The 9,411-nt window shown below is 47.7% G+C and carries 9 protein-coding genes; 5 read left to right on the top strand and 4 right to left on the bottom strand.

The genetic code is table 11. From position 1 onward, the window contains the following. Window positions 1-126: 126 nt before the first annotated feature. From IXB28_RS17130 to IXB28_RS16385, 4 genes are all read right to left on the bottom strand, one after another. The gene (locus tag IXB28_RS17130; protein ID WP_407659220.1) at window positions 127-555 is read right to left on the bottom strand and encodes a transposase; all 429 of its coding nucleotides are present in this window, start codon (window positions 553-555) and stop codon (window positions 127-129) included. Window positions 556-782: 227 nt separating this feature from the next. Beyond that, complete coding sequence (locus tag IXB28_RS16375) at window positions 783-1,211, bottom strand: DUF7680 family protein (protein WP_215619688.1); 429 nt, start codon at window positions 1,209-1,211, stop codon at window positions 783-785. A 48-nt stretch (window positions 1,212-1,259) separates the two neighbouring features. Next, window positions 1,260-4,496, bottom strand: a complete 3,237-nt coding sequence (locus IXB28_RS16380; RefSeq protein WP_215619689.1) for an ATP-binding protein — start codon at window positions 4,494-4,496, stop codon at window positions 1,260-1,262. A 181-nt stretch (window positions 4,497-4,677) separates the two neighbouring features. After that, the gene (locus tag IXB28_RS16385) at window positions 4,678-5,190 is read right to left on the bottom strand and encodes a nucleoside triphosphate pyrophosphohydrolase (protein WP_215619690.1); all 513 of its coding nucleotides are present in this window, start codon (window positions 5,188-5,190) and stop codon (window positions 4,678-4,680) included. A 149-nt stretch (window positions 5,191-5,339) separates the two neighbouring features. Here IXB28_RS16385 and IXB28_RS16390 point away from each other — a divergent pair, with 149 nt between their 5' ends. The 5 genes from IXB28_RS16390 to cas12k all read left to right on the top strand — a co-directional run bounded on the left by IXB28_RS16390 (window position 5,340) and on the right by cas12k (window position 9,396). Beyond that, entirely contained in the window at window positions 5,340-5,576 is a 237-nt protein-coding gene (locus IXB28_RS16390; RefSeq protein WP_246559844.1) for a helix-turn-helix transcriptional regulator, read from the top strand. 164 nt (window positions 5,577-5,740) lie between these two features. Continuing rightward, window positions 5,741-7,489 (top strand): Mu transposase C-terminal domain-containing protein, encoded by a 1,749-nt coding sequence (locus tag IXB28_RS16395; protein WP_215619692.1) that lies wholly within the window; start codon window positions 5,741-5,743, stop codon window positions 7,487-7,489. A 2-nt stretch (window positions 7,490-7,491) separates the two neighbouring features. Beyond that, the gene (locus IXB28_RS16400) at window positions 7,492-8,322 is read left to right on the top strand and encodes a TniB family NTP-binding protein (RefSeq protein WP_215619693.1); all 831 of its coding nucleotides are present in this window, start codon (window positions 7,492-7,494) and stop codon (window positions 8,320-8,322) included. Continuing rightward, window positions 8,322-8,822 carry a TniQ family protein gene (locus IXB28_RS17135; RefSeq protein ID WP_216863066.1) on the top strand — a complete coding sequence of 167 codons (501 nt, stop codon included), beginning with the start codon at window positions 8,322-8,324 and terminating at the stop codon, window positions 8,820-8,822. The genes IXB28_RS16400 and IXB28_RS17135 overlap by 1 nt, the downstream gene beginning before the upstream one ends. Window positions 8,823-8,961: 139 nt before the next feature. Further along, a complete protein-coding gene (gene cas12k, locus IXB28_RS16410; RefSeq protein ID WP_215619695.1) occupies window positions 8,962-9,396 on the top strand; it encodes a type V CRISPR-associated protein Cas12k in 435 nt (144 codons plus the stop codon). The last annotated feature ends 15 nt before the right edge of the window (window positions 9,397-9,411 follow it).

Consider the following 9,411-nt stretch of genomic DNA (forward strand, 5'->3'; position numbering starts at 1 on the left):
GTAAGGAATAGAGAGAAGGTATGGCTATGATAAAAAATATTATCGTGCCAATAAGAACAAAAATTAGGGTTAACGAATAAGTAGGTTTTGCAAGTGCTCTGGTAGTGCCCATAGGTCATTATGCAATTACTTCAGTTTACGTAGGTGTTTCATGATTGCCTTCAAAAGCTTTTGCTCTTGAGGGGTAGCCTCTTTTAGGCGTTTGAGAATATTCGCTGCTGTGTTTTTGCTAACTCCTAGCTCTTGGCCTAGTTTTCGTACACTGATTGAGGGCGTAGCACCCTGATATATCAGAATAGCTCTCAGCCACTTTTGTAAATTTACATGGGTTTTATGGAAAATTGTGTTTACTGTAACGCTATATGACGTAAAGCAGTCGTTACAGTGATAACGTTTTTCTTGTTCAATCGATGAAGCACGGAGCGAACTACAATATGGACACTGAGGTTTCTGGTTCCACCGTACTTTTTCCAGAAATCTAATGCAGTCTTTCTGTGCCATTTTCATTAGGCATAGTTTAATCCTCTGAGCTTCGTCCTGGCTTAGAGGTTTCATGCTATCTAGCGATCAGCTATCCATTCCATAGCGATCAGCCATTCATTCCAGCAGTATGTATATGGTTGAAACTTCACCTAATAAGCTTCTTTCGCAAATTTGTGTAGCCTATCAACTAATCTGACGCCTGTCACAGGAACAGGTATAACTCTGTATGAATTTTGGAGCAGTAGGGGATAACTTTGATGATGATTGTGTTCAATCCTTGGACAAGATGTAAAGTTTATCTAGTTCCCAAGTAGTACACGCATAGCTTTTAGCGCTGGTCGCCTTTTTCCATTACTCACCATCGCAAACCAATAATGAGCCTCTTCATTGCTCATCGCCGTAATTCCATCAGCAATACTCGAAATCCGTTCCGGGTTCGATAGTGGCTCTAGCGTTTGAAACAGCAACGCCATGCTCACCCCCGACTGCTCATTTAACACATAGGGCTTCTGCCGCCGATAGCTCAAAGTCTGGGGATCATAATTATTGTCTTTTAAGCACTGATAAATAGCCTGCCGTGCCCGAATCAACGGTTGTCCCTTAAGCTGACCTATCCGCTGAGCTGGGGGCCGCTTCTTTTGGCCAGCCTGCTTATAAGCACACTGATAAAGCTCCAGCGCAAAGTCATTATTGCTTAATGGCAGCACCCGCAACTGAAACTCCTGCATAACCCCTAATCCTAAACGGCTTACATACTCTAATGCATATCACCCAGGTTAATAGTCTACAGTGGCATTTAAAATCACGCGATCTAATGTATTGCGCTGTAACGCTTGCTGCAGTGCCTTTAGTTCTGACCCATCCGCCGCAATAGCAGGCTCAAACTTAAACATAATTTTCAAAGTTAGTGTGGCCTGAGATTCAGGCTGGTTTAGCAAACCATTCAACGTACTAAAAAAGCTCTGAAATCCTCGCACATCCCCTTGGTACTCCAGCCTTACAAACTGCTGACCTGTCTGTACCGTCACAAACTGCTCAATATCAAAGCTATAGCGCACCAGCAGCGGCAGCGTTGTACCCAGTTTGCGATAGTCCACAACCTGATCCACCGCAATCGACATCTGTTCAAAGCACCGAATCTTATCATCCTGAATACGATCTGCTAAGTCATTAAAGACCTTATTCAAACTGCCAGTCAGCTGCAATTGCTTAGGTCTAGTCAAAATGCTGCCCTGGCCCACCCCGCCATAGCTGCCCCCGCCATCTTGCCATGTGGGGGGTATTGGCCCGGTGCCTGGTGCATAGATAACCGCTGTGGTTGACTCCTCTGCAGTTTCCCCATTGCCATAATCAGCCACCAGTCGAAACTCAGTCGTTTGACCGATAGTCCCTTCATAGGCATCAGAGGGTAAGTAAGTATCCCCCAGCAGTTCCTGGCCTTGATACAGACTTACTTTGAGCGCTTCCTTCGCTCGCCAGCGCACCTCTACCTTATGCTCGTCGCCTCCCTTGATCACCTGGGCCGATAGCTCAATCACCCTGGGCTCTGGCGGTTTTAAAATGCCCCGGCGATGCAGCTCCATCCGCTCTGAAAACTCCAACTGAGTCGGAGCTGTCAGAGTTGCCCCCTCAGTCTTAATGTAGAGCTGCTCACCCACCTTCATATCCCAGTGGCCTTCGGTCAGCCCTCTCCGGATGGTGTCCCGCAGCTTCGAGACCTCCACATCCAACAAAATATTCAACCCCAGGTCCTTGGCAAACTGCTCCCGCAGTCCCTTGGTCGTCAGGCTATCTAACCCCGACGGCCATACCTTCTGCAAAACGTAGGCCGGAGCAAAGGGCTGGGCATCCTCCCCTCGCACCTTGCCACAGTCTTTAAGCGCCTTTAGGATTACATCTTGCTGATTACGATTCCCCTTCACCGTACTGGCATCCTGGGCAGGCAACGGATAATGCATCAATCCCTTCGGTGCCTTAATCCCATCATTGGATGGATAAAACAAATGACGATAGGCATTGGTCAGGGCTACTCGCACCGCCAAGTCCAGCTCTCCTTGCTTTTGTTTAATCTGTTTTTGTTGCGTCTCAGAAAGATCATCTAACCGATTGGGGCTGGCAAGAATATTTTTGATGGCCTTAAACTCTTTTGCCAGGTCAATTGCCCGATCTAGTTCCTGACGGTTAGCTACCAAAAACAACAACCGATTCCGAAACGTACGAAACTTTCCTGAATCCCCCGTATTGCCAAACATTTGTAGTACGGCATCAGGGGGATCATCCAAGGAGCTGGCCACTGTGGCTTCCTGGAAATCAATCACACAGAGGGCTATTTGATCCGCTGTGTCATCCACATCATGAGCTCCATCAGGGGCCGCAATCAACTTAAAGAACTTATCCGCAAAAATCGTATCCCGCCGGGTTCTCAGGTCTTCCTTGGCTTCCGTTAGACCCACCTGTTCTTTCTCTTCAGCAATGATCTTATTAACCGAGGGTTCTTCCTTAAACCGGGCAATGGATGTAATCGGGTCAATATCCAGATACCAGGCAACGGTCACCAAACGCTCTAAGGCCCGATCTACAAAGCTAATTTCTAATCCAGGGGTTAATAGCGAGAGATTTAACTCAGCCCTACGAATGCCGGATGTGGTGCCCTGGGTGAGGGAATGCAAGAATATTGTCCGTGCTACCCAGCTAGAAAAGGCCGGTTTACCCGCTGCGATCCAGTCCTGGTCCTGGAGCTGGCAATGGGCTTCGCGACCACTGGGATTGTAAATATCCGCTCCAATGGGTAGCCGCATATGGGGCCGCTGAAGCCTGGACGTCAAATCGCTGGTCAGCTCATCTTCGATACCCACCGGCAAATGATGGGGATGAATCATCGATGTACCCTGGGGCGGATGTTGCCATAGATGTCGCACCACCCGTGCGAATAACCGCAGTGCGCCCCGTGTCCTTTGAAACTCAGGAATTGAGGCAATTTTCTTAGTCAGCAAATTAAACAGTTCTGGATGAAACGGGTAGCTATTTTCAATGGCACTTACATAGCTGGCATCCCGACAGCCATCGGGGAGATTTACCCGAGTAGCTCGAAAAGACTGAAGATAGGCATCGGCAGCATCTTGGGCAGCCTTGGTGCTAATACTGCTAAAAATACGCTGTTTAACAATGTTGTAGATTTCAACATCATTACTGGGGCTTAGTACCCGTTCCTGTCGGGCCGAAGCCCGAATCAGCTCCTGCTGCACCTCTGCCGTCTCCTTAGCAAAGGTATCCGACGCAGAGGCCAACGAGTAAACAAACACCAGATTGCTACAAGAAGCCGCCTGATCCATCAGGGCAAACAAGAAAGCCACCACCTGCTCTGCCAGGGTGCTCTGGGCGACAACCTTGGCCTTGGCCACCCGCAAGTACCGGGCGATCTCATCCAGCATGATCAGGGTGGGCTCATCCCCCACCAGCCGCTCAATGACTGAGGTGCCAGGGCTAATGCGGTTTTCATCAGCTCCCTTAATCAGCTGATAGCCACTAATACCGCCAATTTGGTAAGCAATTTCCCCCCATAGGGTATAGGTGGTAATGCCTGTTTCAGCATGGTATACACCAGACTCCGGGTCCATATCTCGACCGTCGATAGCCGCTACCTGGATGGGGCGATCTGGAATCCACGATAAATCATCTACAAACCGATCCAGCCCCTGTAGCTGACGCCCCTGTTTAGCCACATGCCATAGAGCAATCTCATCGTGGGTTTTACCCCCACCAAAGCTCGTTTCTAAACGAATGACGGGCGCTCCCATGGATTTCCCTGTTAAACGCCCAAACACCTCGGTCATCAAGGTTTTCAAACCATCTGTGGCAAAGGTATTTTGCAAAAAGGTCTCTGCTGATTGATACACCTGGGGAGCCTTGCCTTCAACCACCAGGCGCAACTTAGCCGCAAATAAATCTAGCGATAGCTCGCCAGCCAAAATTTCAGGCCGAGGATTACAGGTATCGAAAACAGATGGCAGCATGAGGATAGGACCGTTCAATAACGAGAACGTTAAAGCTGTAGACAGGTTACCTCACACATTCATAGAACTAACAGTTGATCCAGCAATTTTTGTTGATTTTTACCCCCTTCGATGACTTTAAGGGTTTTAGCCTATTCGAAGATTGCGACTGCTCCTATCAATACAGCTTCCTTCAGCATTTTTATTGCTCTGTCCACAGCAGCTTTAACCTGCGTTCAAAAGCCCCCCGTTCCAGACGCCTTTGCATCTGACAGGCCAGCATCTGATGGCGCTGAATACTATGGACAGCTGAGATCGCATCCACAATTTCCAAAATATCAGCCAGCTCTTTCAAAAGCTCATCATCCACCGTCTGCACAGCCACCTGAATCTGAGTACCCAGTAACTGCCATAGCGCCTGACAGTACTCAGCTTGCTTCATCTCCTCAACCGCATACCGCATATTCTGAATCTCTAAAATTTCCGGCATCCGGTCCCTGACCAGTTGGTTATAGTCCCTACGAATCAGCACATTAGCCTCCTCCTCACCCGGCGGCAAATACACCAGAGTGTATTCATTTTGCGGAGACGAACGACGCAGCACCTGCAGACAGTTTTCCGCCTCCGCCCGTTGCCGAAACCGATTGACCACCGCCCGCTGCATTTTTGGTAGCAGGCGAATTATGGCCCAAACATGCAATGGACTAACATTCATCACAAAAGTAGTTGAATCAGGTCAAACCGGAGTGAGACACTGACATAGAGCACATTCCGGTGTTGTCAGCTTAGGTAGGGCTGAACTAGAAATCATTTTCTAGAAGCACACAGATTTTGTCAACTCAATTTCTAGAAATTAATTTTTATATGACGTCATCTCAGTCTGGACAAGCTAATTTCAAGCAGTTGCGAGAGCAGGCTGGCCTTTCCCAGGAGGCATTAGCTCGGATTATTGGCGTCAGTAGTAAGACCGTTAGCAATTGGGAACGCGGCATCAGCGTGGCGAGTTTGACCGTTACCCAAATGAAATCGCTGTGTGATTCCCTGAATGTAACGCTAGATCACTTACCAGATGACTTTAGTTCAGATACCGAGAAACCCTAGTTTTGATAGGGTTTGATTCTGGTTAGCTAAAAAAGTGACAAATTAAATGACGCGATAATTCATTTGTACTATAATTCAACCCATGTTCAGTTAGTGGGCATAAAGCTGGTTTGCTCAATAGCAAGCTACCTTCGCCACTGCTGCCAGTTTTTAGGGGTGTACAAATGCAGCTCAATACAACGCCTCCCAATGAAAAGCTCCTTGATGCTTCTCAAAGTCATGGGGCGTCAGAACCTGGAAAAAATGACCAGCCACCAAAGGCTGAGACGCACGTCATCGCAACCGAACTATCTAAAGAAGCCCAGTTTAAGCTTGAAGTACTGCAAACATTAATTGAGCCATGCGATCGTGTCACCTATGGCAAAAAATTACGGGACGCTGCTGAAAAACTAGGCTGCTCTGTCCGCTCAGTACAGCGACTGATTAAACGTTGGGAAACCGAGGGTGTAGCATGTCTGGCTGCTGCAGGTAGAACTGATCGCGGTAAATACCGTATTTCCGAATTCTGGCAAGAGTTCATCATCAAAACCTACACAGCCGGAAACAAGGGCAGTAAACGGATGAAGCCCAAGCAGGTGGCTGTTAGGGTACAGGCAAAAGCTCGTGAAGTTGGCGATCCTAACCCCCCCAGCTACAAAACCGTTCTGCGCGTCATAAAGCCCATTATTGAAAGAAAGGAAAAAACCAAAAGTATTCGCAGCCCTGGTTGGCAAGGTTCCACACTGGCAGTCAAAACCCGGTCGGGGCAGGATCTCTCCGTTGAACACAGTAATCATGTATGGCAGTGTGACCATACTCGTGCCGATGTGTTGCTAGTTGACCAATATGGTGAACTACTCAGCCGTCCCTGGCTAACCACAGTGATAGATACCTACTCACGCTGCATCATGGGTATTAATCTTGGTTTTGATGCCCCCAGCTCTCAAGTAGTTGCCCTGGCCCTGCGCCATGCCATACTGCCTAAAACCTATGGCCCAGACTACAAACTCAACTGTGAGTGGGGCACCTATGGCAGGCCAGAGAATTTCTACACAGACGGTGGCAAAGACTTCCGTTCTAACCATCTCAGGCTAATTGGTGCAGACTTAGGTTTTACCTGTCATCTACGTAATCGACCATCTGAAGGCGGTGTAGTAGAACGTCCTTTTCGGACTTTGAACGATCAGTTATTTTCCACCCTGCCTGGATACACTGGCTCAAATGTGCAGGAACGCCCCAAGCAAACGGAGAAGGACGCCAAACTAACGCTCAGGGATTTGGAGCATTTGATTGTGCGGTTTATTTGCGATCGATACAACCAAAGCATTGATGCCCGCATGGGTGACCAAACCCGTTTTCAGCGTTGGGAAGCCGGTTTGCCTAATGTGCCTGACGTTATTGACGAACGTCATTTAGACGTTTGCCTCATGAAAGCAAGCCGTCGCAAGGTACAACGAGGCGGATACCTTCAGTTTGAGAATTTGATGTTTCGCGGTGAATATCTGGCAGGGTATGCGGGAGAGACAGTTTCTCTCAGGTTTGATCCAAATGACATTACGACTATCCTGATTTATCGCAGAGAAAAAGAAAAAGAGACTTTTCTCTGTCGTGCCTATGCCCAAAGCCTCGAAACTGAACATCTTTCCTATGACGAGGCCAAAGCCAGTAGTAAACGATTACGCAACGCTGGCAAAACCCTTTCTAATGAATCAATTCATCAGGAGGCCCTGGAGCGAGATGCGTTAGTAGAAAAGAAAAGCCGTAAACAGCGTCAAAAAGCAGAGCAGGCTATGGCAAAGCCTCAACCGCCTAAAGCTGAAACTTCTGAATCTGTTGAGGTGATAACAATGCAGGAAGAGCCTGAGGTTGAAGCAAATTTGGATGTAGAAGTTTTTGAACCTATTGATTTTGATGATCTGCGTGGAGCTTGGTAAATATGACACAGGCACAAGAGTTGGCCAAGACATTAGGAGCGCCTACACAGGATGAAGCCTGGCTAAAAGCGGAAACAGCTCGACTTAGGAAAAAGAGTATTCTACCCCTTGACCATGTAAGTCGGCTTCACGACTGGCTAGACGGCAAACGTAAGGCAAGGCAGTCATGTCGGGTTGTGGGAGAATCCAGAACCGGTAAATCCATTGCCTGCGAGGCATATTTTTACCGTAATAAGCCTCAACAAGAAACAGGCAAAAAGCCAATTGTGCCTGTGGTTTATATTCAGCCTCCACAGAAGTGTGGTTCGAAGGAACTCTTCAAAGAAATCATTGAGTTTCTAAAGTATCGGGCAACGAAAGGAACTGTTTCAGACTTCCGGGGTAGGACGATGGAGGTGCTTAAAGGCTGTGAGGTGGAAATACTGATCATTGATGAGGCAGACCGCCTGAAGCCAGAAACCTTTGCTGATGTAAGGGACTTCTACGACAAGTTAGGAATATCGGTGGTGCTGGTGGGTACAGACCGCCTTGATGCGGTGATTAAGCGAGATGAGCAGGTTTACAACCGTTTCCGGGCGTGTCATCGCTTTGGCAAGCTCTCAGGTACAGATTTTGTTAAAACGGTCAAGATTTGGGAGCAGTCAGTTTTGAAGTTGCCGGTGGCCTCTAATCTGACTAGTAAAACAATGCAGAAAATTCTTCTTGAAGCGACTGAGGGTTATATTGGACGGCTGGATGAGGTACTTCGAGAAGCTGCGATTCGCGCATTGACCCAGGGCATGAAGAAGATAGAAAAGTCAGTGCTTCAAGAGGTGGCCAGGGAGTACAAGTGATGGTTGATTCGGGGATTCAGCCCTGGCTGTTTCATGTAGATCCTTATGAGGGAGAAAGCCTCAGTCATTTCGTGGGACGGGTCAGGCATCGCAATCATTTAACAGCAGGGGGGCTTGGCCAGCTTGCGGGCATTGGAGCAGTCGTTGCTCGATGGGAACGGTTTCATCTAAATCCTTATCCAACTCAGCCACAATTTGAGGCCTTGGGAAAACTGCTGGGGATATCCTCAGAACGCCTTTGGGCAATGCTGCCGCCACAGGATGAAGGCATGAAGTGTGAGCCGATTCGTTTATGTGGGGCCTGTTATCAGGAAAGTCCCTGTCATCGGATTGAGTGGCAGTTTAAGTCAAAATGGAAGTGTGATCGCCACAATCTGAAGTTGTTATCCAAATGCCCTAACTGCGAGGCCAAATTCAAAATACCGTCCCTTTGGGAAGATGGGCATTGTAGTCGGTGCAGAATGTCATTTGGTGCAATGGCTACAATGCAAAATTCGTAGCTAATAATCGGTTAGAACATTCCCGGAGCTTTACCAGGGAAGACATTAACTTTATTCCATCTGGTTCTCTAAAATAGAGACTCAGGTTAAAATAGTACAAATAAACTATTTTCCCTTTAGGGATTTCAGACTCTCTAAAATGTCTCAAATTACAATTCAATGTCGTCTTGTAGCGGCAGAGGCAACTCGGCAATATCTCTGGGAGCTTGCATCAGAGAAAAATACCCCTCTGATCAATGAGTTGATTCAGGATGTTGTGAGTCACCCTGACTTTGAGATATGGCGACAAAAAGGTAGGCATCCATCTGATGTTGTTAGCAAGCACTGCAAGCTGCTTAAATCCAAGGCTCAGTTTTCCGGTCAGCCCTCCCGTTTCTACATGTCTGCCGAAAAGGTAGTGAACTATATCTTCAAATCCTGGTTCAAAATTCAAAATCGTCACCAGAGAAGGCTTTCTGGTAAGCAAGACTGGCTCAATATTCTAAAGAGTGATGAAGAATTAGCCGAAATTTGTAGCCTGCAAAATGACGCCTACTTCGGCACCTCAATGACGTCCGCTTCGGCGGTAAAATGACGCCCATTTCGGCCC

This window comes from Leptothoe kymatousa TAU-MAC 1615 (assembly GCF_018739865.1).
Classification (GTDB): Bacteria; Cyanobacteriota; Cyanobacteriia; order Phormidesmidales; family Phormidesmidaceae; genus Leptothoe; species Leptothoe kymatousa.